This window comes from Streptosporangium sp. NPDC004631, from assembly GCF_053601935.1.
Genome location: NZ_JBSGCR010000019.1, coordinates 97,642 through 122,720 on the forward strand (window position 1 = coordinate 97,642; position 25,079 = coordinate 122,720).

23 protein-coding genes are annotated in these 25,079 nt (G+C 72.5%); 19 read left to right on the forward strand and 4 right to left on the reverse strand.

Annotation, left to right across the window (positions count from 1 at the left end; all coding sequences use genetic code 11):
- Nucleotides 1–107 precede the first annotated feature (107 nt).
- The 4 genes from ACWEF2_RS20060 to ACWEF2_RS20075 form a co-directional block, all read right to left on the reverse strand.
- Entirely contained in the window at nucleotides 108–755 is a 648-nt protein-coding gene (locus ACWEF2_RS20060; RefSeq protein WP_453817216.1) for a response regulator transcription factor, read from the reverse strand.
- Entirely contained in the window at nucleotides 722–2,191 is a 1,470-nt protein-coding gene (locus ACWEF2_RS20065) for a sensor histidine kinase (protein ID WP_453817218.1), read from the reverse strand. Before ACWEF2_RS20065 ends, ACWEF2_RS20060 begins: the two co-directional genes overlap by 34 nt.
- A 187-nt stretch (nucleotides 2,192–2,378) precedes the next feature.
- The gene (locus ACWEF2_RS20070; RefSeq protein ID WP_453817220.1) at nucleotides 2,379–3,026 is read right to left on the reverse strand and encodes a response regulator transcription factor; all 648 of its coding nucleotides are present in this window, start codon (nucleotides 3,024–3,026) and stop codon (nucleotides 2,379–2,381) included.
- A 7-nt stretch (nucleotides 3,027–3,033) separates the two neighbouring features.
- Complete coding sequence (locus ACWEF2_RS20075; protein ID WP_453817222.1) at nucleotides 3,034–4,077, reverse strand: inositol monophosphatase family protein; 1,044 nt, start codon at nucleotides 4,075–4,077, stop codon at nucleotides 3,034–3,036.
- A gap of 126 nt (nucleotides 4,078–4,203) precedes the next feature.
- Between ACWEF2_RS20075 and ACWEF2_RS20080 the strand changes: the two genes are divergently transcribed.
- The 19 genes from ACWEF2_RS20080 (at nucleotide 4,204) to ACWEF2_RS20170 (ending at nucleotide 25,027) form a co-directional block, all read left to right on the forward strand.
- Nucleotides 4,204–5,535 carry an aspartate aminotransferase family protein gene (locus tag ACWEF2_RS20080; protein WP_453817224.1) on the forward strand — a complete coding sequence of 444 codons (1,332 nt, stop codon included), beginning with the start codon at nucleotides 4,204–4,206 and terminating at the stop codon, nucleotides 5,533–5,535.
- Nucleotides 5,532–6,527, forward strand: a complete 996-nt coding sequence (locus tag ACWEF2_RS20085; RefSeq protein ID WP_453817226.1) for a Gfo/Idh/MocA family protein — start codon at nucleotides 5,532–5,534, stop codon at nucleotides 6,525–6,527. The genes ACWEF2_RS20080 and ACWEF2_RS20085 overlap by 4 nt, the downstream gene beginning before the upstream one ends.
- A 3-nt stretch (nucleotides 6,528–6,530) precedes the next feature.
- The gene (locus ACWEF2_RS20090; protein ID WP_453817228.1) at nucleotides 6,531–7,559 is read left to right on the forward strand and encodes a polysaccharide deacetylase family protein; all 1,029 of its coding nucleotides are present in this window, start codon (nucleotides 6,531–6,533) and stop codon (nucleotides 7,557–7,559) included.
- Nucleotides 7,560–7,571: 12 nt separating this feature from the next.
- Entirely contained in the window at nucleotides 7,572–8,738 is a 1,167-nt protein-coding gene (locus ACWEF2_RS20095) for a hypothetical protein (protein WP_453817230.1), read from the forward strand.
- Entirely contained in the window at nucleotides 8,731–9,414 is a 684-nt protein-coding gene (locus tag ACWEF2_RS20100) for a hypothetical protein (protein WP_453817232.1), read from the forward strand. Before ACWEF2_RS20095 ends, ACWEF2_RS20100 begins: the two co-directional genes overlap by 8 nt.
- Before the next feature lie 86 nt (nucleotides 9,415–9,500).
- Complete coding sequence (locus ACWEF2_RS20105) at nucleotides 9,501–11,240, forward strand: fatty acyl-AMP ligase (protein ID WP_453817234.1); 1,740 nt, start codon at nucleotides 9,501–9,503, stop codon at nucleotides 11,238–11,240.
- A gap of 1 nt (nucleotide 11,241) precedes the next feature.
- Entirely contained in the window at nucleotides 11,242–12,882 is a 1,641-nt protein-coding gene (locus ACWEF2_RS20110) for an acyl-CoA dehydrogenase family protein (RefSeq protein WP_453817236.1), read from the forward strand.
- A complete protein-coding gene (locus ACWEF2_RS20115; RefSeq protein WP_453817238.1) occupies nucleotides 12,879–14,540 on the forward strand; it encodes an acyl-CoA dehydrogenase in 1,662 nt (553 codons plus the stop codon). The genes ACWEF2_RS20110 and ACWEF2_RS20115 overlap by 4 nt, the downstream gene beginning before the upstream one ends.
- A gap of 19 nt (nucleotides 14,541–14,559) precedes the next feature.
- On the forward strand, nucleotides 14,560–14,808 hold the full coding sequence (locus tag ACWEF2_RS20120) for an acyl carrier protein (protein WP_453817240.1): 249 nt from the start codon (nucleotides 14,560–14,562) through the stop codon (nucleotides 14,806–14,808).
- A complete protein-coding gene (locus tag ACWEF2_RS20125) occupies nucleotides 14,805–15,737 on the forward strand; it encodes a 3-oxoacyl-[acyl-carrier-protein] synthase III C-terminal domain-containing protein (RefSeq protein ID WP_453817242.1) in 933 nt (310 codons plus the stop codon). Before ACWEF2_RS20120 ends, ACWEF2_RS20125 begins: the two co-directional genes overlap by 4 nt.
- 11 nt (nucleotides 15,738–15,748) lie before the next feature.
- Complete coding sequence (locus ACWEF2_RS20130) at nucleotides 15,749–17,122, forward strand: preATP grasp domain-containing protein (RefSeq protein ID WP_453817244.1); 1,374 nt, start codon at nucleotides 15,749–15,751, stop codon at nucleotides 17,120–17,122.
- Entirely contained in the window at nucleotides 17,119–18,381 is a 1,263-nt protein-coding gene (locus ACWEF2_RS20135) for a type III PLP-dependent enzyme (RefSeq protein WP_453817246.1), read from the forward strand. Before ACWEF2_RS20130 ends, ACWEF2_RS20135 begins: the two co-directional genes overlap by 4 nt.
- 18 nt (nucleotides 18,382–18,399) lie before the next feature.
- Complete coding sequence (locus ACWEF2_RS20140; RefSeq protein WP_453817248.1) at nucleotides 18,400–18,663, forward strand: acyl carrier protein; 264 nt, start codon at nucleotides 18,400–18,402, stop codon at nucleotides 18,661–18,663.
- Between the two features lie 2 nt (nucleotides 18,664–18,665).
- On the forward strand, nucleotides 18,666–19,532 hold the full coding sequence (locus ACWEF2_RS20145; RefSeq protein ID WP_453817250.1) for a hypothetical protein: 867 nt from the start codon (nucleotides 18,666–18,668) through the stop codon (nucleotides 19,530–19,532).
- Complete coding sequence (locus ACWEF2_RS20150) at nucleotides 19,529–20,113, forward strand: hypothetical protein (protein ID WP_453817251.1); 585 nt, start codon at nucleotides 19,529–19,531, stop codon at nucleotides 20,111–20,113. Before ACWEF2_RS20145 ends, ACWEF2_RS20150 begins: the two co-directional genes overlap by 4 nt.
- Nucleotides 20,110–21,273, forward strand: coding sequence for an acyl-CoA dehydrogenase family protein (locus tag ACWEF2_RS20155; protein ID WP_453817253.1), 1,164 nt, complete (start codon nucleotides 20,110–20,112; stop codon nucleotides 21,271–21,273). Before ACWEF2_RS20150 ends, ACWEF2_RS20155 begins: the two co-directional genes overlap by 4 nt.
- Nucleotides 21,266–22,606, forward strand: a complete 1,341-nt coding sequence (locus ACWEF2_RS20160) for an MATE family efflux transporter (protein ID WP_453817255.1) — start codon at nucleotides 21,266–21,268, stop codon at nucleotides 22,604–22,606. The genes ACWEF2_RS20155 and ACWEF2_RS20160 overlap by 8 nt, the downstream gene beginning before the upstream one ends.
- Nucleotides 22,607–22,634: 28 nt before the next feature.
- On the forward strand, nucleotides 22,635–24,053 hold the full coding sequence (locus ACWEF2_RS20165) for a condensation domain-containing protein (protein WP_453817257.1): 1,419 nt from the start codon (nucleotides 22,635–22,637) through the stop codon (nucleotides 24,051–24,053).
- Nucleotides 24,050–25,027, forward strand: coding sequence for a 4'-phosphopantetheinyl transferase family protein (locus ACWEF2_RS20170; protein ID WP_453817259.1), 978 nt, complete (start codon nucleotides 24,050–24,052; stop codon nucleotides 25,025–25,027). The genes ACWEF2_RS20165 and ACWEF2_RS20170 overlap by 4 nt, the downstream gene beginning before the upstream one ends.
- The last annotated feature ends 52 nt before the right edge of the window (nucleotides 25,028–25,079 follow it).

Here is a 25,079-nt window from a genome sequence, read left to right on the forward strand (position 1 = left end):
CTTGCTTGGTGCTGACCTATCACACTAGGAGGAGTGTCTTTCTGGCAATAGCGGGATATCCCTGTTGACAGAGGGGAATTTCCCTATAATCGAATGGATACTCAGCGTTACCGTGATTCGAAGAAGGCGAGAATGGCCATCACTCGCCGGTGGATTCCTTCTTCGACCGGAATGTCCAGTCTTTCCAGGATTCGGGTGACATGTGCTTCCACGGTCTTGCGGCTGAGATGGAGCTTCTCGCCGATGGCCTGGTTGGTGAGCCCCTCGGCCATCAGGCCGAGCACCTCGTGCTCGCGCGCGGTCAGCCGTCCCACGGTGTGCGCGGCGCGCTGGCGCGTCATGAGCGCCTGGACGATCGCCGGGTCGATGACCGCGTCCCCGGCCGTGATGCGGTGCAGCGCGTGGACGAGGTCGGCGATGTCGAGCAACCGCTCCTTCAGTAGATAGCCGAACCGTCCCTCCCCCGAGTTCACCATCTCCAGGGCGTAGTTGAGATCAAGGTGCAGGGAGAGCAGGAGCACCCCCTTGCCGGGAAACTCCGCCCGGATCCGCTGCGCCGCGACGACCCCCTCGTTCGTGAAGGTGGGCGGCATCCGGATGTCGAGGATGACCACGTCGGGCTCGTGCTGCCGGACCAGGCCGAGAATGGCGGTGGCGTCGGCGGCGGTGGCGGCGACCTCGATGCCGGCCTGCCGCAGCAGCGCGGCCGTGCCGGCCCGGATCAGTGCGGTGTCGTCGGCGATGATGACACGCACGGGATCACCACCCTGACCGTGGTGCCGCCGCCGGGCGGGCTGCTCAGCTCGAATGTGCCGCCCGCCACTACGGCCCGCTGAACCATCCCGGATATGCCATGCCCCTCTCCCGGGACGGCGCCGCCGATCCCGTCGTCGCTTATCTCCAGCACCAGGTCCTGTCCGGTGCCCCGGCACGTCACCAGAACGGACTGGGCCTGGGCGTGCCTGGCCACGTTGGTCAGGGCCTCGGCGACCACATAGTAGATGGCCTGACCGACATCGGGCGGCAGGTCCGCCATCGGCTCGGCGTAGAGGGTGACCGGCACCGGTGAGCCGGTGGCCAGACGTTCCAGGGCGGCGGGCAGTCCGCGCAGTCGCAGCACCTCCGAGGCGTCACCCGCGGCGAGCCTGCGCAGGTCCTCCAGGGCCTCGCGGAGCTCCTCCATCGCGGTGTCGAGCGATCGGACGACGTCGGGCTCGGCCGCATTGGTGCGTGCCAGGCGGACGGCTATCGCGGCCTTGAGCATCCGCAGCTGCGCCCCGTCGTGCAGGTCCCGCTGGATCGCCTGGAGCGCCGCCGCGGTGCGGGCGTGCGCGTCGCGGCGCAGATGGTCGCGCTCCTGCCTCGCGTGGTCCAGCCAGGTGTAGAGGGCCCCCGCGACCACGGCGGGCGGCAGCATGACCAGGACGGTGACACCCACCGCGTTGAACGGCAGCCGCGTGGCCTCGACCACGCTGGGGGGCAGCGCCACCGGGGCGACGGTCTCCACCGCCATCTGCAGGGCGATGATCGAGGCCAGGATCCTCGTCGACCAGAGGGAGCGCCCCGGGCCCCTGTGCCGGCGCCGGACGACCACCCACAGCAGCGCGCACGCCAGCAGGGCCACGTGCAGGTGGGCGACGATCCGGATCGGCGAGGAGAACAGGGTGGGCTCCAGCGACAGGCAGGTCATGCACGGTTCGCTGGGATCCCGGTCACCGAGCAGATAGTCGGGGGCCAGGGTGAACGGCAGCAGCCAGGCGAGGACGAGGGTGCCGCGTTCCAGCCGGTCGCGTCGCTCTCCCTCGGACGGCAGCACGACCGCGTGCACGAGAAACGTCGCCGGGAGCGCGTGCACCACGGTTGCCAGGGTCTGCGCGATCCCCGGGGGCAGGAACAGCAGGCCTCGCAGGGTCCAGGCCACCCCGGTCAGCAGGAAGAGCATGCCGGTCCGGCGTCCGGGCGGCTGCTGGATCAGCACGATGCCGCATCCGGCGAAGGACCAGCCCAGCACCAGCACCGTGGCGGGGAACGTCGTGCTGTTCGGCTCGGCACCCATGACGACCATGAGGGTTCCGGAGGCGATCCCCACCAGCGCACCCGAAATGATCAGCGGGACGCTCCAGTGAGGAGCCGACGCCAAGAACGTGGAGATGTCCCATTGCGAGGCTCTCTTCTGCCGAGCATCCAGCATCAACCGCCTCCTCAGCAAAGTCGCGGGCCGGCGGCAGAATATTTTTCTGACTCGGCAACCAACGGTGAGGTACAGGAGTGATCTTGTCGTTCGAATGCCGTAAGGTCAATTCCTTAACTCTGGTGGATTATAAATGGTTTTCGAACGCTTTGGGCGGTTGAGTATTTAGCGTAATGACCTCAGTAATTCACCGGCATTCGATCATGCCGATCTTGATGGCGGTCACCACCGCCGTCGTCCGGTTGGGCGCGTCCAGCTTCAGCAGCACACTTGCGACCAGCCGTTTCGCCCCGTGTTCGGAGATCGACAGCCTTCTGGCGATCTGCCGGTTGCTCAGCCCCTCGGAGAGCAGGTCCAGTGTCGTGCTCTCCCGGGGGGTCAGGTTGACCTGGCGGCGGCCGGTGGGCGCCGCGGCCTGGGAGAGCAGCTCCCGGGCGAGCCGGGCGGGGATCGGCGTCTCCCCGGCCGCCACGCGACGCAGGGTGTCCCCGAGCGAGTCGGCCGTCAGCTCCTGCTGGACCAGAAACCCGTCACTGCGCAGCGACGCGGCGAAGGCCGGGTCTCTCACCTGCGTCTCGTCGAGCAGCATCAGGACCTTCAACCGGGTTCCCTGTCCCACGGGCTGGGTCCACGAACTCGTCAAAATCACGATGTCCAGGCAGTCGTCCGAGGCCAGCCGCTCGACCTGGGCCGCGCTCGCGCACTGATGGACCTGGCCGACGGAGGGCAGGTGGCGCAGGACCGTTTCAAGCCCGCGCTGGAGCAGCTCGTTGCCTACAAAGATCGCGACGTTGAGCTGCGTGGTCTCCGTGCGTTCAACCGGTTTGAAAAACATAACCGAATCAAATCGTCGGCGTACCCCGGCACGCTAGACGGTTGGCGAGTTCCGGACACAGGTGGGCAAAGGTTGCCAGTCCGGCGGCGACACGTCCCCCCAGCTCGGTGAAGCCCGGCCGCCAGGCGACGAATCCGGTCCGCCGCTCGGTGCCCGGCTCGCCCGGTACGCCGACGAACCCGCCACCGGCCGCGGTCACCAGCGCCCGCCCGGCCGCGACGTCCCAGACGAACACGTCGGCGTTGGCGGTGAGGTCGGCCCGGCCGCAGGCCACCCAGGCCAGGGCCAGCGCCGACGAGCCGATCCTGCGCAGGTCCGTCGTCTCCAGCAGATCGGCGAAGAGCTCGAACTCGGCCGCGTCCCGCAGCCCGGCGGTCGGGATGTCGGTGAGCACCATCGGCGGCGAGTCCGGCGCGGCGGGTGCGGCGGGACCCTGCGGGGAGCCGGGTACGGCGGGTGCGGGTGCGGGTGCGGGTGCGGATGCGGATGCGGATGCGGATGCGGATGCGGATGCGGATGCGGATGCGGATGCGGATGCGGATGCGGATGCGGATGCGGATGCGGATGCGGATGCTGGAGTGGACGGAGGAGAGGGTGGATCCGTTCCCAGGAGGTGGCCGTTCAGCCGGAGCTCACCGCCCACGGCGGTGAAGAGCTCGTCGCGGACCGGGTCGTAGACCACCCCGCCGACCAACCGGCCCCCCACCTCGACCCCGATGGAGACCGCGAACAGCGGGACCCCGCGGGCGAAGTTGTACGTGCCGTCGATCGGGTCCACGTACCACCGGACGTCTCCGGACCCGCTGACGCCGGACTCCTCGCCGACGACGGTGCCCACGGTGAGCATCGCCCGGATCACGGCCTCGGCCTCGGCGTCGATCTCGGTGACCATGTCGTGCGCGGCGCCCTTGGTCCTGAGGGTGACCCCGGCGCGGCGGCGCTCGATCACGTGGCGCCCGGCCCGCACGCCGGCCTCGGCCGCGAGGGCGACCAGGGCCTCGGGGGTGATCGAGGACTCCGGGGTGGCCGGGGGCTCCGGGGTGAAGGTCATCATCCCACGCTAGCGACGACCGGGCGGCAGGCCGATGTGCCTTTTCGGGTATGGCCGGGCGTGCAGCCACAAGGGCGGCCGTTCGAGGCTTACGGAGCATGATCGGCGCCGGGCACCCTTGAGCCCATGACGGGCGGTAATCGAGAAACATGGGGCCTGAACGCCCCTCGCGACAAGTCACTTGAGCACTGGGAGGCCGAGCAGGAGGTCATCGGGCCGGGCCTGCAGGCCGTGATGCTCTGGTCGGCCCTGTGCGTGGAGACGGCCGAGGGCGCCGTCCTGACCGACCTCGACGGCAACCGGATTCTCGACTTCCAGGGCGCGGGCGGAGTGAACTCCATCGGCCACGCCAACCCCCACTTCGTCAGCGCGCTCAGCGCGCAGCTGGCGATCTCACCCGCCGGGGCCTTCGGCTCCCACGCGCGCCGGGAGATGACGCGGGCCGTACGGGACCTTCTGCCCGAACCGCTGGACCGCATCCAGCTCTACAGCGGCGGGACCGAGGCGGTCGAGGCCGCGCTCCGGCTGGCCAAGTCGGTCACCGGCAAGTACGAGTTCCTGTCCTTCTGGGGCGGGTTCCACGGCAAGTCGCTCGGCAGCCTGGCGCTCACCGCGGGGGCCAGGTCGGGCCTCGGCCCGCTGCCGGCCGGCAACTTCAGCGCGCCGTACGCCAACTGCTACCGCTGCCCGCTGAAACTCAAGCCGGACTCCTGCGGGCTGGCCTGTGTGGACCAGGCCCGTGAGGTGATCAAGCAGAACTCCACGGGCGCGCTCGCCGCGCTGGTGGTCGAACCGGTCCAGGGGCGCTCCGGGAACGTCGTCCCGCCGCCCGGCTACCTCCAGGCGCTCGGCGAGGTGGCGAAGGAGTTCGACGCGCTGCTCATCGTGGACGAGATGATGACCGGTTTCGGGCGGACCGGCGCCGCGTTCGCCTTCCAGCACGACGGGGTGGTCCCCGACATCGTCACCGTCGGCAAGGGCATGGGCGGCGGCTACCCGGTCACCGGGGTCATCTCCACCGCCGAGCACATGTCGGCGCGGCCGTTCGCCGACCCGAGTGCCAGCTCCTCCAGCTTCGGCGCGTTCCCCATGGCCTGCCGGGCCGTGGCCACCGTCGTCGACGTGCTGGTCGAGGAGGATCTCGCCGACCACACCGCGAGGCTGGGCGCCGAACTGCTTGAGGCGCTCCGCCCGCTCACCGAGGAGGCCCCTCTCGTCGGTGATGTCCGGGGCGTCGGCCTGGCGATCGGCATCGAGCTGGTCGCCGACAAGACCACCCGGGAGCCGGTCTCCGGCCAGGTGCTGCGCCGGACGTTCCTGGAACTCCTGGAGGCCGGGGTGCTCGTCATGACCGGTGGCAACACGCTGCGGCTCTACCCCCCGCTGAACATCGGCCGGGACCAGGCCCTGGAGGCCGTCGAGATCATTCGCCGTACCCTGATCGGAGGCGCCGCATGAGAGTGGCCATCGCTGGATTCGGTACGGCCGGCACCGCCAGGCTCGGCGCCTACCGCCAGGTCGCCGGGGCCGAGGTGGTCGCGGTCGTCGACCCCTCGCCCACCAGGCTCGCCGAGGCCAGGGACCTCCAGCCGGGGTTGCGCACCCACCTGAGCCTGCCCGAGCTGTTCGCGGCGGACCGGGTCGACGTGGTCGACGTCTGCACCCCGCCCTCCTCGCACGCCGAGCTCACCACCCGGGCGCTCGCCGCCGGGGCCCACGTGATCTGCGAGAAGCCCGTGGCCTTCCGCGCGGCCGACGCCCGCGCGCTGGCCGAGGCCGCCACCCGGGCGGGCCGGCTGCTCTACCCCGCGCACAACTACCTCTTCTCCCCGATGATGCGGATGCTCACCGAGGCGAGGGAGGAGGCCGGCACCCCGGTCACCGCGACCATCCGGATCCGCCGGGCCACCCACGCGAGGGGCGTCGGCTCCTGGCGGCCCGACTGGCGGCGCGACCCGGCGGTGGCCGGGGGTGGCATCCTGCTGGATCACGGCTCGCACTGCGTCTACATGGTCACCCGGCTGTTCGGGGGGCGGCCGACCAAGGTCAGGGCGACGGCGCGGTGGCAGGCCGACGGCCTGGACGAGGCGATCAACGTCCGGCTCCACTTCCCGGACGGGAACGCGGAGATCGACCTGAGCTGGGTGGACGACGCCCGCGCCAACCATTACGGGCTGTCCGGCCCGACGGGGAGCCTCGACATCACCGACGGAGTGGCCGTGTTCACCGGGTCCCGGGGTGGCGAGCGGCGGACGCTCGACTCGCCGACCCGCAGTTCCACCCACGAGGAGTGGTTCGCCGACATGTTCGACGACTTCACCCGGATCGCGGGGTGCCCCGGCCGGTGGGGCGGCCCGCTGGACGAGATCCTCTCGACAGCGCAGATCATCGAGGCCGCCTACAGGTCGGCCCGGTCGGACGGCCGTCTCGTCGCGCTCGGGGAGGGGTGAGCCGTGTGGTTCGCCGGGGTCGCCTGGAGCCCGGAGGGCTACGACGTCACCGTGGTCGACGAGGCGGGGACGCCCGTCGCGGTGAGCCGGTTCGCCGCCACCGGGATCGACGAGCCGGTTGGCTTCCTGCGGTCGCTGGCCGAGCGGTCGGAGGTGGTCACCGTCATCGACAGCACCAACGGGGTGCTGGACGGGTCGCTGATGGCGGCCGGGCTCGACGTCTACCGGGCCGACCCGTGGGACACGCCGGTCAGGCCGGCGTCCGGGCCGGTCCCCTCCGACACCCTGGCCAGGCTCGGCCTCGACGCCCTCGCCAGGCTGACCAGGCTTGACATCGGCTCGGGAACGCTCGGCGGCCGGGACGACGAGGCCGACGCCGACATCAGGCGCAGCGAGCCGCTGGCACGGCGGCTCACCGCCCAGGGCGGCCTGCTGTTCCACGGCAGCCGGGCCCTGCCCAGGGTCGCCCTCACCTTCGACGATGGCCCGCACCCGGTGCACACCCCCCGCGTCCTGGACGTGCTGCGCCGCTACCGCGTCCCGGCCACCTTCTTCTGCGTCGGCCTGCACGTCCAGGCGTTCCCCGACCTCGTCCGCCGGATCGTGGACGAGGGACACCTGCTGGGCAACCACACCTGGTCCCACCCCTACCTGCCCGACCTGTCCAGACAGGAGGTCTCGCGCCAGATCGGCCGGACCGGCGAGGCGATCGACCGGGCGGGCGGCGGGACGCCCGTCCTGGTCCGCCCGCCGTACGGGGGGCGCTCGCCGGAGGTGCTCACCTGGCTGGCCGAGGAGGGCCTGACCACGGTGCTGTGGGATGTCGAACCGTGCGACTGGGCGATGGGCGGCGCGGCGGCGATCGCCGGGCAGGTCCTCGACCAGGCCGACTTCGGGTCGGTCATCCTCCTGCACGACGGAGGGGGCGACCGCTCCCAGACCGTGGAGGCGCTGCCCGGGATCCTTGAGTCGATGATGGCGCGCGGCTGCCGGTTCGTGACGGTGGACCGGCTCGCTCCGCTGCGGGTGTGAACGGAAGAGGACATGGACCTTCGAATCAGCGTCGTGATCATGCACCACCCGTCCCGGAGCCACCGGCTGCCCCGTCTGATGGGCGCGTGCGCGCCGCTGAGGCCGAGGGTGGTCGCCGATCCCGATCCGACGGGACCGCCCAGCCCCCTGCGTACCGCGAAGCGCGCCTGGGCCGCGGTTCCCGACGACGCCACCCACCACCTGGTCCTGCAGGACGACGTGGCGCCGACGGCCGGGTTCGCCGGGTATCTGGCGGACGCGATCGCCCGCAGGCCCCGGCACGCGGTGGCGCTGTACTCCAACTGGAACAGCCCGCAGAACTCCTATCTGGTACGCCGCGCCGCGGCGGCGGGGTCCCCGTGGGCGCCGCTGTCCCCCGCCGAGTGGACGCCCACCCAGGGCCTGGTGCTGCCCGCGGCCCACGCCCGCGAGCTGGCGGCCTTTCTCGCCCCGATCCCCGACGAGATCCGCGACGACGACGAGATGATCGCACTGTTCTGCCAGGAGCGCGGGATTCCCGTGGCGGCGACCGTGCCGCACCTGGTGGACCACGCCGACGAGCTCACCATCGCCGGGCACCCCGGCTCCTTCCACGCGACGGTCTGGGCGGGCGGCCGTCACCTGCCCTCCGAGCACTGGTCGCCCGTCGAGGAGGTCGAGGCCGGACTGGCCCTGCGGGCGGCGGCCCGCGAGCCACGCGACTTCGTGGTGGAGCTCATCGGCTCGCGCTGCGTGCTGAGATTTCTCCGTCCCGGCACCGGTGAGCCGGTCGAGCATCCGTTCGGCTGGTACTGGCGCGACTGGTCGGCCCTGGCCGGCGTCGACCCCGGTGAGATCGAGCGGGCCTTCGCCGAGTCCGGCGCGTGCCCCTCCTCCCGCGCCTCCCCCTCCGCGGCCTCTCCCACGGTCTCCGCCGAGGTGTGCGCCGAGGTCTGGGCCGCGGGCCACATCCTCGGCGCGGACGTCTCCCGCCTGGGCCCCGCGGCGCTCCGGCGGACCCGGCCGCCCTTCTCCGCCGAGCTGCTGCGTGACGCGGTCGGCTCGTGGATCGACTGCGGGCTGAGCCTCGCCGACCGGCTCCCGCTCGACGAGGCCTCCCGGTCGGCGCTGGTCGACCTGGGCGTCGCCGCGGTCGAACACGGGCGCGCGGCGACCCTCCCGGAGCGCACATATGCCTAGCGAGGAGTACGGCGACGGCCCCGGGAGACCGGCCGGGCGGGCGGGGGAGCCGCCGGACGCGCGCGGCGCGGGACGGGCGGCCCCGAGCGGGGAGCCTCCGGGGACGCGCGGTACGGAGCCGGTGGAGCGGGTCGTGGAGCGGATGGCCGGGCGCGAGGCGGCCGGGCACCTGCTGGTGCCGCCGTCGCTGCCGCTGCCCCCCGGCGACGCCACGCCGCCCGTCGGGGTGCGCCGCGTGCGGTGCCCGTGGTGCGGGGCCGAGGGCGACGACGCCCCGGCCTCCGATGCCCCGGCCCCCGACGGTCTGCCCTGGGTCACCCTGCTGGCGTGCGAGTCGCTGACGAACCGGTCGCTGCTCCCGGTCGTGGTGGCGCGGCGCCCGCCGGACGGGGGATACCTCACCCGGGCCGCCTACTGGGCGGCTCACGCGCCCGCCGAGCCGGACGACGCCGCGCTGATCCGGCTGATCGTCGCCGTGGACGCGGCGGAGAGCTGGGCGGACACCATGGACCCCGCGGGGTCGCCCGCGGTGGTCCCGGCCGCGACGAGGAGGGTGGGGGCGCCCGGCGGGCACTTCCTCACCCCGCACCCCGGCGGGGTGCGGCTCCTGGAGCGGCTCGACCTGGGCTACCGCCGCGCCCGGCTCCTGGCGGTGGAGGCGGCCTTTCGGGTATAGCCCTCAGTCCGCTCGTTCGCGGCTTATGGCGTGGCCCCCGGTTCGGAAGCATGCGTAGCAGGTTCTCACCGGAAGAGGTCGAACGCATGCCTGAGCACGACAGCTTCACCGCGCTGATGCGGGAACGGGCGTCCAGCCACGGTGACAGGGTGGCGCTGGTCTTCTGCCACGACCCGGCCGACGGGGCGGGTGACGAGCCGCTGACCTACGCCGAACTGGATCTCGCGGCACGGCGGGTGGCGGTGCTGCTGCGCGTCCACGCCGAGCCCGGGGACCGGGTGCTGCTGCTGCACGAGCCCGGCACCGGTTTCGCCAAGGGGTTCCTCGGCGCCCTCTACGCCGGGATGATCGCGGTTCCCTCGCCGCCGCCCGACGGCTACCGGCGGCAGCGGGAGCGGCTGGCCGCGATCGCCAGGGACGCCGGGGTGACCGTCGTCCTCACCGACGTCCGCGCCCTCGGCTCGATCAAGGAATGGGCGGCGGAGGCCGGGCTCGACGGCCTGACCTGCCTGGCCGTCGACGAGGAGCCGCCGTCCGCCGACGGCTGGCGTCCCCCGGCGGACGACGCCCGCGCCCCGGCCTTCCTGCAGTACACCTCCGGATCCACCGGCGACCCCAAGGGCGTCGTGGTGGACCACGGCAACCTGCTCGCCAACGTCGAGGTCTTCAACCGCGTCACGGGCTCGGGCCCGGACACCCGGTTCGGCGGCTGGCTGCCGATGTACCACGACTTCGGGCTCATCGGCCAGCTGCTGATCCCGCTGGCCAACGGCACCACGACCGTGCTCATGTCCCCGATCGCCTTCCTGAAGCGCCCGCACGCCTGGCTGCGCATGATCGACCGGCACGGGATCAACCTCTCGCCGGCCCCCAACTTCGCCTACGAACTGTGCGTCCAGCGGATCACCGACGCGCAGGCCGCCGGGCTCGACCTGTCCGGGTGGACCCAGGCGCTCAACGGCTCCGAGCCGATCAGGGCGGCCACCCTGCGGGCCTTCGCCGAGAGGTTCGCGCCGTACGGCCTGCGGCCCGACGCGCTGCTCCCCGGGTACGGCCTGGCCGAGGCGACCCTGGCGGTCTCCTGCACCACCAGGGGAAGCGCGGCCGTGGTCACCCCGGTGGACGCCGAACGGCTCGCCAGGGGCGAGTTCACGCCGTCGGCGGGGGGCGAGGTGCGGAACGCGCCGGGCAGCGGCAGGGCGGAGCCCGGCGTCGCCGTCGTCGATCCGCGGAGCCGTGCCGTGCTGCCCGAGGGCCGGATCGGCGAGATCTGGGTGCGCGGTCCGCACGTGGCACGGGGCTACTGGCGGCGGCCCGAGGTCAACGCGGAGGTCTTCGACGTGGAGACCGCCGGCGGCGAGGGCGGCTACCTGCGCACCGGGGACCTGGGTGTGATCCACGAGGGCGAGCTGTACGTCACCGGCCGGATCAAGGAACTGCTCATCGTCCGGGGCCGCAACCTCTACCCGCAGGACCTGGAGGAGGAGGTGCGGGTCACCCATCCGGCGCTGACCCGCGGGGTCGGCGCGGTGTTCACCGTACCCGCGCCGGACGAGGAGGTCGTCGTCGTGCACGAGTGCCGGGTCCGCGATCTGGGCGAGGTCTCCCCGTCCGGGCTGGCCGAGCGGATCAGGGTGACGCTGGGCCGCGAGTTCGGGGTCTCGGTCGGCGGCGTCGTGCTGGTCCGCCCCTCGGAGGTGCGGCGGACCACCAGCGGCAAGATCCAGCGTGGCCTGACCCGCGACCTGTTCACCGCCGGGGAGCTGGCCGTCGTGCACGAGGAGCTCACCCCCGCCGTACGGCGCCGCTACCGGATCGGGGCCTGAGATGGATCTCGACATCCTGCTCGGCGACCCCGCCGACCCCGCGACCCTGTTCTCCTACGCCCGCTGCGCCGAGCTGGACCGCCGTGAGGAGTTCCCCGAGGAGATCTGCCGCGAGCTTGACCGGCTCGGACTGCCCGCCGGCTACGTGCCCGCCGAGTACGGCGGAACCCTCGTCGACTATCCCCGGCTCCTCGACCTGATCAGAACCGTCGCCCGGCGGGACCTGACCGTCGCCGTCGGCCACGCCAAGAGCTATCTCGGCTCGGTGAGCGTCTGGATCGCCGGCGCCGACGCCCAGGCCAAGGCGGTGGCCGCGGACGTCATCGCCGGTGTCCCGGCCTCCTGGGGGCTGACGGAGCGCGGCCACGGCAGCGACCTGCTGGCCGGTGAGGTCCGCGCCACCCGGGTCCCCGGCGGCTACCGCGTCACCGGCGAGAAGTGGCTGATCAACAACGCCACCCGGGGCAGCCTGCTCAGCCTCCTGGTCCGTACCGACCCCGACGGCGGCCCCCGGGGGTTCAGCCTCCTGCTGATCGACAAGCGCCGGCTGGCCGGGGCCGACTACACCTGCCTGCCCAAGGTCCCCACCCACGGGATCCGGGGCGCGGACATCAGCGGCATCGCCCTCCACGGCGCCCTGGTGCCGGAGAGCGCGCTGATCGGAGCCGAGGGCGCCGGCCTTGAGGTGGTCCTCAAGGCGCTCCAGCTCACCAGGACGATCTGCGCCGGGCTCTCGCTGGGCGCCGCCGACCAGGCGATCCGCCAGGCCGAGGGGTTCACCGCCGAGCGCAGGCTCTACGGCCGCCTCCTCGGCGAGATGCCGCACGTGCGCAGGACGCTGGGGGAGGCGCACGCCGCCCGGTTCGTCGTGGAGGCGGTCACCACGGCCGCCGCGCGCGGCATCCACGCGCTGCCCGCGGAGATGAGTGTGATCTCGGCGGTGACCAAGGCGTTCGTGCCGGCCAGGGTGGACGAGCTGATCTTCGCCTGTGGCGAGCTGCTCGGCACCCGTGCCTTCCTCACCGAGGTCCACGACCACGGCGTGTTTCAGAAGCTGGCCCGCGACCACCGGGTGGTGGCCATCTTCGACGGCAACTCGTCCGTCAACGAGAACGCCCTGATCAACCAGTTTCCCGCCCTGGCCCGGGGATATCTGTCCGGACCGCCCGACAGGCAGGGCCTGGCCAGGCTGCTCGACCTCGGCTCGCCCCCCGGCCGTCCCGGACACCGGGGCCTCGTCCTGGCCTCCAGGGGCGGATGCGGCCTCGTCCAGGGGCTGCCGGACGCGGTGGCCGGGCTGAGCGCGCCCGGCGCGGGGCGGACCCGGCCACCGGGCCACGACCTCGGAGCCGTCGAGGCGCCGGCCCGCGAACTGCTCGACCACTGCGACGACCTGCACGCCGCGCTCGCCACGTGCGCGCCCAGCCCGCGCGATGTGCCGGCGGAGGCGTTCGACCTGGCCCAGCGGTACCAGTGGTGCTTCGCCGGGGCCGCGGTCCTGCAGCTCTGGCTGGCCAACCCCGGCTGGCGGGACCGGATCTGGCTGGAGGCGGCCCTGACCTACGTGCTCGCCCGGCTGGGCTCCGACCCGGACCGGGCGGTCTTCGACCGGCTGTTCGACGAGACGCGGGAGCGCGCATGAGCGAGACGCTGGAGAAACTCCTCGGCGATCCGTGGGATCCGGCCAACCCGATGAACCACGCCGCCGTCGTCGCGGCCGACGAGCGGCAGGAGATGTTCGCCGAGGGGGAGCGGCTGCTGGACGAGTACGGGCTGAACGCCGAGTTCGTGCCCGCCGAGCTCGGCGGCCGGCTGACCGGGGTGGACCGGCTGGTCCGGGTGATGCGCTCGGTCTGGCGGCGCGACCCCGCGCTGGGCCTGGGCTACGGGGCCAGCTCCTTCATCGCCTCGGTGAACGTGTGGGCCGCGGGCGACGACGGGCAGCGCCGCGCGTTCGCCGACCTGATGCTGGCCAACCGGAAGATCGCGTCGGTCTACCACGAGCTCGCGCACGGCAACGACTTCGCCAGGGCCGAGTTCGCGGCCACCCCGGGCCCCGGCGGGCGGCTGCTCCTCAACGGGCGCAAGGAGGTGGTCACCAACCTCCGGCGGGCCGACTCCCTGGTCGTCTTCGCCAGGACCTCGGCCGAGGAGGGCAGCCGCAGCCACTCCCAGCTCTTCGTGCACAAGGCCGACCTGCCGCCGGACCGGATGACCTACCTGCCGCGTTTTCCCAGCGCGGGCATGCGCGGTGTCCAGCTCGGCGGCGTGGTCTTCGACGACTGCCCGATCCCGGACGGCTCCGTGCTCGGCACGCCGGGGCGGGGCATCGAGACGGCGCTGCGCTCCTTCCAGCTCACCCGTACGGCGCTGCCGTCGATGATGGCCGGGGTGGTGGACACCGGGCTCCGCGCCACGCTGCGCTTCGCCACGGCCCGCACCCTGTACGGCCGGAACGTCGCCGCCATCCCCCAGGTCCGGTCGACCCTCGCCGAGGTCTACGCCGACCTGCTGGCCTGCGACGCGTTCGGCACCGTGGCCGCGCGGGCGCTGCACCTGCTGCCCGGGGAGGCGAGCGTCTACGCCTCCCTGGTCAAGTACACGGTGTCCAAGCAGCTCATCGACGCGATGGACCGGCTCTCCCTGGTCCTCGGCGCGCACTTCTACATCCGCCAGGGCACCTACGCCGTCTTCCAGAAGCTCCTGCGCGACCTGGGGGTCATCGGGTTCGGGCACGCCGCCAGGGTGGCCTGTCTCGCCACCGTGCTGCCGCAGATCCCGCAGCTCGCCCGGCGCTCCTGGCTGATCGCGGGCGACCCGCCCGCCGACCTGTTCCGGATCGGGGCGGACCTGCCGCCGCTCGACTTCGCGGCGCTGAGGCCCAGCGCGGCGGGGCACGAGAGCCTGAGCTCCGCGGTGCTCGCCGACGCCGCGTCGCCCAAGGAGCCCGGGGAGGTCGCCGCGCTCGCCGGGCTGTTCGCCGACGAACTGGTCCTGCTCAAGCGGGACGCCGCCGCGCTGCGCCCGCGTGACCTCGGGGTGGACGCCCGCCCGGAGGCGCTGGGGGTGGCGGCCAGATACGCGGCGGTGCTCGCGGCGAGCTCCTGCCTGAACGTCTGGCGGACCGGCGGCGGCGACCCGGTCTGGGTCGTCGCGGCGCTCACCCGGCTCGCGGGCCGGCTGGGCCGGGGGAGCGGGCGGCTGCCCGAGGCGGTCGCCCGGCGGCTGTTCGACGAACTCCTCGACCGGCACGGGGAGAACCGGGGCTTCGACCTGGCCGGGCTTCCCCTCCCGGGTTAAGACAAGCAAGGAGACCGAAATGTCCGATTCGGCAGATGACCTGCGCGGCTGGCTCGTCCAGCGTGTCGCCTCCTATCTGGAGAGGGACCCCGCCGAGATCAGCACCTCTGTGTCGCTCACCCAGTACGGCCTGGACTCCGTCTACGCGTTCGTCATGTGCGGCGACATCGAGGATCACCTCAACCTGACCCTGGAACCGACGGTCGCCTGGGACTACCGGACCATCGACGCGCTCGCCGACCACCTGAACACCCTGGTGGGCCGGTGACCTCTCTCCGGGCGGTGGCCGGCTACCTCCCGTCGCGGAGCGTGCCGATCAGGTCCCTCCAGGACGACCTGGGGCTGACCGACGCGCAGATCAAGGTGTTCGAGCGTTTCTACGGCCTCTCCCACATCCTGCGGGACCCCGACGGCACCGCGGCCGACCTGATGCTGGCCGCCGCCGGGAAACTGGACGCCCTCCGCGGCCGGGAACACCTGATCAGATACGTGATCCAGGCCAGGACCATGCCGGTGATCGCGCCGTACCCGGTCAACCCGATCCACGACGTGCGCGAGGCCCTGGGCCTGCGGCACGCCGAGGCCTTCGCCGTCCACAACCACGCGTGCGCGTCGGGCCTGCTGGCCGTGGAGCTGTCCGGGCGGCTGCTGGCCTCCGACGGGGACCCGGACGCGCTCGCGCTGATCTTCACCGGGGAGAAGACCTTCACCCCGGCCGCCCGGACGGTGCCGGGCACCGCGATCAACGGCGAGGGCTCCGCGGCGATCCTGGTCGGCCTGGGCGGCGACCGCGACCGGGTGCTCGGCTACGCCACCCGCACCGACGGCCGGTTCAGCGCCGGGCTGTCACTGTCGAACGAGGCGGCGGCGGAGTTCCAGCAGATCTATCCCGAGGCCCTGGCCGGAGTGCTGACCGAGGCGGTCGAGACGGCCGGTCTCACCCTCGGCGACCTCACCCTGGTGCTGCCGCACAACGTCAACCGGGTCTCCTGGGTACGGCTGTGCAAGCTCGTCGGCCTCCCGCTGGAACGGGTCTTCCTCGACAACGTGCCCGTCACCGGGCACTGCTTCTGCGCCGACCCCTTCCTCAACTACCAGTCCGCCCTGGAGCTCGGCCGGCTCCAGCCGGGCGACCACTACCTGATGGCCGCCGTCGGACTGGGCGCCACCTTCTCCGCCATGGTCTTCCAGCACTGAGAGGACACCACGTGCAGGACTTTCTCAGCCGGGTGAAAACAGCCCTGACCGGCGGGGCCGACACGCCGCTCGTCCTCCTCGGCAACTTCGAGGTCGAGGACCAGTGGGCCGAGGGCGAGGCCGGGCTGCCCAGGACGGGTTTTCGATCGAGCGCGGCCGTGGTCAACCGGATGGACGAGTTCGCCGTGCTGCTCGCCGGCGCCGGCGACCACGTCGTGCTCAAGGCGGCGCCCGACGAGGCGTACCTCGCCCATCTGGACGAGCTCGGCGTGGCGCTGCCCCGGGTGCTGACCGTCGCCGACAACGACCCCGAGCAGACCGTCACCAGGGACGCCCTCGCCGACCCCGCCCTGCTCGCCACACTCGGCGAGCTGGCCGGACGGGGCGCGATGCTCTCCCCGCACGGCACCTCCGTCCTGGAGGAGGAACTCGCCCAACGGTCCGGGCTGCCGCTGGCCTCCCCGCCGGCGGCCCTGTGCAAGGCGGTCAACAGCAAGATCTACAGTCGCCGGGCCGCCGACGACGCGGGGCTGCGGCAGGTCGCGGGCTGGACCGCCGACACCCTCGCCGAGCTGGAGTCGGCCGTGGAGGAGGCGCGTTCGCTGCTGACCTTCGGCCGCCGCGTCGTGGTCAAGGACGCCTTCGGCGTCTCCGGCAAGGGCATCGCGGTGATCGAGAACGGGGAGCGGCTCGACCGGCTGCACGGGATGATCCGGCGCCGGGCCGCCAAGTCGGGCGACGACCGGGTCTCGCTGCTCATCGAGGAGTGGGTGGACAAGCGGGCCGACCTGAACTACCAGTTCACCGTCGCGCGTGACGGCTCGGTCCACTTCGACTTCGTCAAGGAGGCCATCACCGAGGGCGGCGTGCACAAGGGCCACCGCATCCCGGCCGGGCTCGACGAGCGGCAGACCGGCGAGGTGGAGAAGTCCGCGCGGGTCCTCGGCGAGCGGCTGGCCGCGGACGGGTTCCACGGGGTGGTCGGCGTGGACGCCATGGTCGACCCGGACGGACGGCTCTACCCGGTGATCGAGATCAACGCCCGCAACAACATGTCCACCTACCAGGTCCGCATGCAGGAGACCTTCATCGCCGACGGGCAGGTCGCCCTGGCCAGGCAGTACCCGCTCCGGCTCTCCCGGCGCCTGCCGTACGAGCGCCTGCGCCGGGTGCTGGACGGCCTGCTGCTGGCCGGTCCCGGTGGCAGCGGGCTGCTGGTGAACAACTTCGCGACCGTCAACGCGGGAGCGCGCGAGGAGCGGGGCGGGTCGTTCGACGGACGCCTGTACGGCCTGCTCCTCGCGGACGACCAGGACCGGCTGACGGTCCTCGACACCGAGATCGCCGGCCGGCTGGCCGCCGAGACCGAGGGGAGTGCGCGATGAGTGCCGAGTTCGAGGTACAGGGGATCACGGTCTCCGAGTTGGCGCGGGAGTACGGTACCCCGCTGTACGTCTACGACGGTGACGCGCTGCGGGACCAGTTCCTCGGCCTGCGCACCCTGCTCCACCCGAAGATGGAGATGTTCTTCTCCCTGAAGTCCAACCCGAACGTGTCGATCTGCGCGCTGCTGCACTCGCTGGGAGCCCGCGCCGAGGTGTCGTCGCTGGTGGAGCTGACCACCGCCCTGCGGGCCGGGGTGAAGGGGGAGGACATCATCTTCCTCGGCCCGGGCAAGAGCGAGGAGGAGCTGCGGGCCTGTCTGGACGAGGGCGTGTACGCCATCGTCTGCGAGTCGTTCGGCGAGCTGGAGCTCATCGACGAGGCCGCGCGGGCGCGGGGGACGACGGCCAACGTCGCGCTGCGGGTCAACCCGAGTTTCTCGATCAAGGGCTCCGGGCTCACCATGGGCGGCAAGCCCCGGCAGTTCGGCATCGACGAGGAGCAGATCCTCGCCGACCCCGGGCTGGCGACGCGCTTCCCCGGCGTCCGGCTGATGGGCGTGCACGCCTACATGGGCACCCGGATCCTCAGCGAGGAGGTGGTGCTGGAGAACACCGTGCGCATCCTGGAGATGGCCGAGCGGATCGCCACGAAGCTGGACTTCCCCCTGGAGGTGGTCGACGTGGGCGGCGGACTCGGCGTCGCCTACTTCGAGGGCGAGCGCGACCTCGATCCCGAGCTGCTGGCCGGTCGGCTGAACCCCGTCGTCGAGGAATTCGCCCGCCGGTACCCGGACACTCGGATGATCATGGAGCTGGGTCGCTACCTGACCGCTCCCAGCGGCACCTACGTGGTCCGGGTCCGCTACGTGAAGACCTCCATGGGGGAGAGGTTCGCGGTCGCCGACGGCGGCACCAACCACCACATGGCCGCGGTCGGGATCGGCTCCTTCGTCAAGCGCAACTTCCCGATGCGGCTGCTCAACCGGATCGGCGAGGAGCCCACCGAGCCCTGGTACGTCACCGGCCCGCTCTGCACCCCCAACGACACCCTCGGCAAGGGCGTCCCGCTGCCCCCGGTCCGCACCGGCGACCTGCTCGGCGTGCTCCGCTCCGGCGCCTACGGGCCGACCGCGTCCCCCGTCCTGTTCCTCAGCCACGGCTCCCCGGCCGAAGTCCTGGTCAAGGACGGCAGGCACCACCTCGTCAGGGAGCGGGACCGCGTCGGCGACCTGCTCGGCCGGCAGCACCTGTCCATCTGAAAAAGGAGTTTTCCCACCATGAGCGAGACCCAGGTCATCGACCCCCAGAAGATCGTCCCCGTTATCGTCGCGGCCCTGGCCGACGTGCTCAAACGCGATTCCGCCTCCATCACCGAGAGCACCCGGCTCTTCGACGACCTCGGGCTTGACTCCACCAGCGTGCTGGAGCTGCTGATGAGGCTGGAGGACGAGATCGACGTGGAGTTCGACACCGACACCCTGGAACAGCGCCACTTCGAGAGCGTCGCCACCCTGGCCGACTACGTCTCCGAGCAGGCCTAGCCGTGGGCCTCCCCGGCACGGGCCTGCGGCTCAAGCGGGTGGAGTCGCGGGTGTTCGGGGAGGGCCGTCCCTTTCTCCCCGAATCGGCCAGCCCGCTGCTGAAGAACTACATCCACGACCTCACCGGTCTCTACGGAATGACGCACCGCCGCGACTTCCTGACCACCACGCGTAACAGCTACGCGGAGATGGCCGGGGAGATCCTGTCGGCGATGGCACCGCTACCCGGCCCGGTCGGGCTGGTGGCGGTGGCCACCAGCACGCCGGACGCGGACATGCTCCAGTCGCCGACGGCGCTGCTGGCCCACGCGGTGCCCGGCGCCCCGCTCCCGCTGGGGGTCACCGATCAGGGGGTGGTGGCGCCGTTCACCGCCCTGCGGCTGATCGGGGAGTTCGCCGGGACCGGCCACGCCCTCCTGGTGATCATGGATCAGCGGAGCCTGCCGTACGAGACCGGGGCCGCCGAGCGGCCCGTCGAGGACTGCGCGGTCGCCGTCCTCCTGGGCGGCGACACCGGCCACACCGGCGACGCGGACGCCCCGGACGACGCGGACGGCCTCTCCCTCGTCCGGCGAGTCGACGTCGCCCCCGGCGACGTCCGGCCGGCGCTGGCGGCCGAGCTGGCCGGACGGGAGCAGGACGTCACGGTGATCGCCCGCCCCGGTCTCGACCTGCCCGGCGGGCTGGCGGACGTGCGGTTCGCACCCCCGGGACGGCCGTGCACCGGAATCTGGGCCACCCTCGCGGACGGGCTCACGGGCTGGCGTTCCACCGGCCGCCGCGTGGTGCTCGCCGACTATGACAGCACACTGCGCTATCTCAGCCTCTGCACGGTCGAGGTACGACGACGCGAAAGGGCCGAGGCATGATCGACCACAACGAGATCCGGGAGACGGCGAGGTCCGACGGCCTGGTCGCCGCGCTCCTCCTGCTCCACCTGCGGCACGGCGGCACCCCCGTGTACGGCCCGGCGGGGCACGCCGTGCTCCCCGCCTCGGTCGCCGGCGACGCCGCCCCCCTGCTCACCCTGGACCTGTACGGCGAGGCTCTCGTGGCCGTGCGGGGTGACGGCGCCGGCGGCCCCGCGTCACCGGAGTGGGTCCTCGGCCTGGCCTGGCTCCGTCTCGGCCTGTCGGAGGGCCTCCTCGACCGATGCCTGGCCTATCTCGGTGCCCGTACGGCCGGCGAGAGCCCCCTGCTGGTCCAGCAGCTCGTCAAGGGACAGCTCGCCGACGCGGTCACCGAACACCTGCTGATCCAGGGCTCGCTGCACGGCGAACCCGCGGGCGAGGCGCTGGACGACCTGCACCTGCAGATCACCCTGGCGGACCGGATGCTGCTGCGGCTGCTCGGCGGCAGCGGCTTCCGCGCCGACGGACCGGGCCAGAGCGCCCACGTCTCGGAGCTGCTCGCCGACGCCCACACCGGAACCGCGGAGGTTCGGACATGATCGAGCTGGACGACCGGCTGACCACCCTGCGCGACCACGCGCGCGAGTGGGCCGGCGAGCTGCGCCCCCTCGCCCTGGAGCTGGAGCGCGACCCCGAACTGATCCACAAGCACCTGGACCTGCCCGGCGTCTCGTTCCTGGCCCGCACCCCGATCCCCGCCGAGTACAACCCGGCCCCGGTGACCATCGGCGGCCACCGCTTCCACGGCACCGGGGGCCTGGAACGGGTCACGTTCTGCGAGGAGTTCGCCGCCGCCGACGTGGGCATGCTGCTCGCCGCGCCGGGACCGTCGCTCTCCGGAGTGTTCGTCGCCCTGCTCGGCGACGAGACCCAGAAGGAGTGGTTCTTCGGGCGGTTGCTCGACCGTCCCACCTGGACCTTCTTCGCGCTGACCGAACCTGACCGAGGCTCCGACGCCGCCGCGCTGACCAGCGCGCTCACCCCCGCCCCCGACGGGGAGACGCTGCTGCTCAGCGGCGCCAAACGGTTCATCGGCAACGCCGCCAGGGCCGACCTCGGCGTGGTCTTCGCCCGCACGCGGCCCGGCCCCCTCGGAGTGATCGCGGTGCTCGTCGAGACCGGCGACCCCGGATTCTCGGCCGTCCCGTTCCCCACCGTCGGCCTGCGCGGCAACCAGGTCAGCGAGGTGCGCCTCGACGGGGTCGAGATCCCTCCCGGCCGGGTGCTCGGCCGGCACCTGTCGCCCACCCGGCGCGGCCTGGTCGGCGCGGTGGCGGGCTTCAACCGGCTCCGCCCCGGCGTCGCCGCGCTCGGCCTCGGCATCGCCCGGGGCGCCTACGAGTACGTGCGCGAGCACCGGCGCACGCTGACCGGCGACGAACGCGACCGGCTGGACCGGATCGGCCGCCGGATCGAGGGCGTGCGCCGCCTCGTCCGCCGGGCCGCGGTGGCGCTGGACCACGACGACCCCGGCCTCGGCTATCTGGCCTCGGCCGCCAAGGCCCGCGCGGCCCGGCTGGCCGAGGAGACGACGCTGGAGGCGGCCGGCTTCTTCGGCGCCGGAGCCCGGCTGGAGCATCCGCTGCTGGACAAGCTCGTCAGGGACGCCAGAGGCGTGGAGTACATGGAGGGCACCCGGAACATCCAGCTGCTCAACGTCTTCCAGGGGCTGTCCCGGGGAGGGCTGCGCTGTGGTTGAGCAGACGCTCGCCCAGCCCGCGCCGCCGGCGAGCGTCCCCGCCGCCCGCCGACGGATCGTCTCACTGGCCCTGCCGATGATGACGGCCGAGATCGTCGGCGTCCTGGTCCCGATCGGGGTGATGGCGCTGATGGGCCGGATGGTCGGCGACGAGGCGCTCTACGTGCGCTCGCTGTTCGTGCCGATGGAGAACCTGTTCATCGCCGTCCAGGCCGCGTTCGGCATCAGCACCCAGGTCGCCGCCGCGTTGAACCGGGGCGAGGGCCGTCGCCAGGACGTCATGGGCACGGTCGCGAGCATGGCCCGATCCTGGCTGGTCGTCGGCCTGATCACCTGCGTGTTCCTCTTCGCCTCCGCCGCCGCCCTGGCCGGGCTGCTGGGCGTCACCGACGCGGCCCGCGACGACTTCATGGCCTTCCTGCGCTGGATGGCGCTGGCCCACCTGACCCTGCTCGGCCCGATGCTGGCCGCGGCGGCCCTGCGCGGGTACGGCCACGCCCGCGCGGGGGCCGTGGTCACCCTGACCAGCGCGGGCGTGGAGCTCGGCGGGGTCGCCCTGTTCGGCCTCGGCCTCGGATGGGGAATCGCCGGCGTCCCGGTGGCCGTCGGCGCGGCAGGTCTCGTCGGCACCGTGCTCGGGGTGGTCATGCTCCGCCGTACCGGGCTCTGGCGGTCAGGCGACTCCCTCGCCTGGCGGCCGGGCACGTTCGGCCACCTCGGTCAGGTCGGCGTGCCCGTCGCCGTCACCTACGTCGTCATGTTCGGCAGCACCCTGGCCCTGGAGTGGGTGCTCAGCCCGTTCGGGGACAAGGTGATCTCCGGTTTCGCCGGGGCCAACGCCCTGCAGGTGCTCGTCATCATGCCGGGCATCGTGCTCGGCTCGGCCACCGCGATCGTGATGAACGAGCAGCGCGGCGCCGGGCGGCGGGCGCTGTTCGCCGGCACCCTGAAGGGCGGTCTGCAGATCGCGCTCGCCCTGTACGCCGTGGTGGCGCTCGCCGCCTGGCTCGGCAGGGACGCGCTGGCCCACCTGATCACCGGCAGCCCCGAGATCGCGGCCGAGACGAGTTCCTACCTCACCGTGGTCGGGCCCACCTACCTGTTCATGGGCCTGGTGCTGACCTCGCTGACCCTTCTGGAGCAGATCGGCGGCGGTCCGCTGGCACTGGCGCTCAACGCGGGCTACTTCGTCGGCATCGTGGTGGTGGGCGGCTGGTTCGCCCGCTCACTGGGCGAGTCCGGCGGGCTCTACCACACCATCGCCGCCTTCAACCTGGGCGGCCTCGTGGCGGTCGCCGTCACGCTCGTGTTCGTCCGCCGCCTCTCCCGCTAGGGCTTCCAACCGAAGAAGGGTTTCCGTGATGGCAAAGCTGGTGCACCGCCGGGTCGGCTTCACCGGAACGCGCTCGGCCACCGGGCCGTTCACCTGGGGTCAGCGACAGATCTGGCGAGACATTCAGTTGATGCCGGACGCCGCGTTCTACAACGTGTCACAGGTGATGCTCACCGCCGAGGGACTACGGCTCGACGACGTCCTCGGCCAGATCGCCGAACTGCTGGGCCGGCACGAGTCGCTGCGCACCCTGTTCCGCGCCGACGCCGCGGGAGAGCTCCGCCAGCAGGTCCTCGCCGCCGGCGAGGTGGAGGTGGAGGTGCTGCTCGCAGACTCCGACGCCGACCACGACATCGTCGGGCTCTTCGAGGACGAGGAACGGCGGATGGTCGGCACGGCCTTCGACAACGCGGCGGAGGTGCCGTTCCGCGCCCTGGTCGGGGTGCTCGACGGGATGCCCAGGGTGCTCATCCTGTGCGTCTCCCACCTGGCCGCCGACCTGCTGAGCGTCCGCGTCCTCATCGACGAGATGTCCGCCGCGCTGACCGCGCTGGCCGCCGGGCGCCGCCCGCCCGAGGTGCCGAGATCCCGGCAGCCGGTCGACCAGGCGGAGTGGGAGCGGTCGGCCAAGGGGAGCCGGCGGATGGACAAGGCCCTGCGCTACTGGGCCGGTCAGCTGTCCGCGGTGCCGCCCACCATGTTCCCGGTGGCGTGTGGTGAGACCGTGCCCTCCCCGCGCTACTGGCGCGGCGGGCTGACCTCCAGGGCCATCCCGCCCGCCCTGCACGCCCTCGCCGAGCGTTACCGGACCACCACCTCCGTGGTGCTGCTCGCCGCCACCGTCGCGATGCTCGGCAGACTGAACGGCCTGCCCGCCTGCGCGGTCCAGCTCGTCGTCGGCAACCGGTTCACCCCCGAACTGCGCCACGCCATCGGCAACCTCACCCAGGAGGTGCTGGCCACCGTCGACCTGCACGGCGAGTCCTTCGAGGACGTGGTCAAGACGACCTGGTCGGCCGCGATGGGCGCCTACCGGCACGGCCAGTTCGACCCGGCTCGCGCCGCCGAACTGGTCCGTGAGGCGAGCCGCGAACGCGGGGTGGAGATCGACCTGTCCTGCTACTTCAACGACCTGTGGGCCAACACCCAGACCCCGGCCAAGGGCTTCCACCCCACCGCGCGGGGACTGAGGGAGGCGATGGCCACCACGGCCTTCCGCTGGGAGGACCGCACCGACGAGGACAGCGTGAAGTTCTTCCTGGAGGCCTTCGACGTCTTCGGCGAGCCCGAGATGCTCAGGTTCAGCCTGATCGCCGACACCTTCTACATGCCTCCCGCCGTCATCAAGGCGTTCCTGACGGGCCTGGAGCGCCTGCTCGTCGAGCTGGTCACCCGTGAGGTGAACCTCGACGAGATCGCCGCGGTGAGCGGCCTGCCCGCCCGATGAGCCCCCGCGAGGGCACCCCGTCCGCCCCGTCCGCCCCGTCCACCGGGTCCGCGGCGGGCGCGGCGAGGGGCGGGGGTACGGCCTCCGGCGTGGGCCGGCGGCCCACGCCGGACCCCGGAACCGTGCACGTGTGGCGCATCCGGCTGGACGCCTCCCCTGTGGACCGGTTGCTCCCCCTGCTCGACGGGCGCGAGCGGCGGCGGGCCGCCGGGTTCGTCCTGGAGCAGGCGCGCCGGCGCTACGTCGCCGCGCACGGCGCGGTCCGCCTGATCCTCGGCGAGCTGCTGTCCACCTCACCCGGTGCGCTGCGATGGCGTGTCGGCGCGTACGGCAAGCCGGAGCTGGTGGGCCGTCCGGGGCTGGAGACGAACCTCTCCCACTCCGGCGGGCTCGCGCTGCTCGCGGTGACCTCGGGCCGCGCCGTCGGCGTGGACGTCGAGGAGGTCCGCCCGGCCTTCGACGCGGTGGCGTTCGCCACCCGCTTCTTCCCTGCCGAGGAGAGCGCGCTGGTCGGGTCCCGGGGCCGGGGACACGCCCGGGGAGGCACCCGGGCCTCGGAACCTGCCTCGGGCGGAGAACCTCCGGCCGACCCGGCGGTCGTCTTCGCCCGGCTCTGGACCCGCAAGGAGGCCTGCGTCAAGGCCGCGGGTGGCCGCCTCGCTCAGGGGCTGCGGCTGCCGGTGGCCGGAATCGGCCCGGCACACGGCCCGGGGTGTGACGGCGCGGTGCGCGGTGAGACGGGGTGGGCGGGGGCGGAGGGCCGGAGGCTCGCCACACCGTGGCTGGTCGCCGACCCCACCGGGAGCCTGCCGGGCCGCTGGCTGGTCGGCGACGTCGAGGTCCCGTCCGGGTTCGCCGCCTCGGTGGCGGCGGCGGGCGCGGAGCCGTACGAGATCGTCACCCACGACCACGGCCATGACCATGACCATGACCATGACCACGGCCCCCGGGGCCGGGAGCCCCGGAGGCCGTGAACCCCTCCGCTCAGCGCTCGACCTCACCCCGGATGAACCTCTCCACATACTC

What these genes read in the sequence shown, in the direction of transcription:
- ACWEF2_RS20135 (WP_453817246.1), top strand. Translation starts at nt 17,119, where the DNA reads ATGAGTGCCGAGTTCGAGGTACAGGGGATCACGGTCTCCGAGTTGGCG.
- ACWEF2_RS20105 (WP_453817234.1), top strand. Translation starts at nt 9,501, where the DNA reads ATGCCTGAGCACGACAGCTTCACCGCGCTGATGCGGGAACGGGCGTCC.
- ACWEF2_RS20150 (WP_453817251.1), top strand. Translation starts at nt 19,529, where the DNA reads ATGATCGACCACAACGAGATCCGGGAGACGGCGAGGTCCGACGGCCTG.
- ACWEF2_RS20070 (WP_453817220.1), bottom strand. Translation starts at nt 3,026, where the DNA reads ATGTTTTTCAAACCGGTTGAACGCACGGAGACCACGCAGCTCAACGTC.
- ACWEF2_RS20140 (WP_453817248.1), top strand. Translation starts at nt 18,400, where the DNA reads ATGAGCGAGACCCAGGTCATCGACCCCCAGAAGATCGTCCCCGTTATC.
- ACWEF2_RS20100 (WP_453817232.1), top strand. Translation starts at nt 8,731, where the DNA reads ATGCCTAGCGAGGAGTACGGCGACGGCCCCGGGAGACCGGCCGGGCGG.
- ACWEF2_RS20095 (WP_453817230.1), top strand. Translation starts at nt 7,572, where the DNA reads ATGGACCTTCGAATCAGCGTCGTGATCATGCACCACCCGTCCCGGAGC.
- ACWEF2_RS20110 (WP_453817236.1), top strand. Translation starts at nt 11,242, where the DNA reads ATGGATCTCGACATCCTGCTCGGCGACCCCGCCGACCCCGCGACCCTG.
- ACWEF2_RS20065 (WP_453817218.1), bottom strand. Translation starts at nt 2,191, where the DNA reads ATGCTGGATGCTCGGCAGAAGAGAGCCTCGCAATGGGACATCTCCACG.
- ACWEF2_RS20170 (WP_453817259.1), top strand. Translation starts at nt 24,050, where the DNA reads ATGAGCCCCCGCGAGGGCACCCCGTCCGCCCCGTCCGCCCCGTCCACC.
- ACWEF2_RS20085 (WP_453817226.1), top strand. Translation starts at nt 5,532, where the DNA reads ATGAGAGTGGCCATCGCTGGATTCGGTACGGCCGGCACCGCCAGGCTC.
- ACWEF2_RS20075 (WP_453817222.1), bottom strand. Translation starts at nt 4,077, where the DNA reads ATGACCTTCACCCCGGAGCCCCCGGCCACCCCGGAGTCCTCGATCACC.
- ACWEF2_RS20165 (WP_453817257.1), top strand. Translation starts at nt 22,635, where the DNA reads ATGGCAAAGCTGGTGCACCGCCGGGTCGGCTTCACCGGAACGCGCTCG.
- ACWEF2_RS20155 (WP_453817253.1), top strand. Translation starts at nt 20,110, where the DNA reads ATGATCGAGCTGGACGACCGGCTGACCACCCTGCGCGACCACGCGCGC.
- ACWEF2_RS20115 (WP_453817238.1), top strand. Translation starts at nt 12,879, where the DNA reads ATGAGCGAGACGCTGGAGAAACTCCTCGGCGATCCGTGGGATCCGGCC.
- ACWEF2_RS20120 (WP_453817240.1), top strand. Translation starts at nt 14,560, where the DNA reads ATGTCCGATTCGGCAGATGACCTGCGCGGCTGGCTCGTCCAGCGTGTC.
- ACWEF2_RS20080 (WP_453817224.1), top strand. Translation starts at nt 4,204, where the DNA reads ATGACGGGCGGTAATCGAGAAACATGGGGCCTGAACGCCCCTCGCGAC.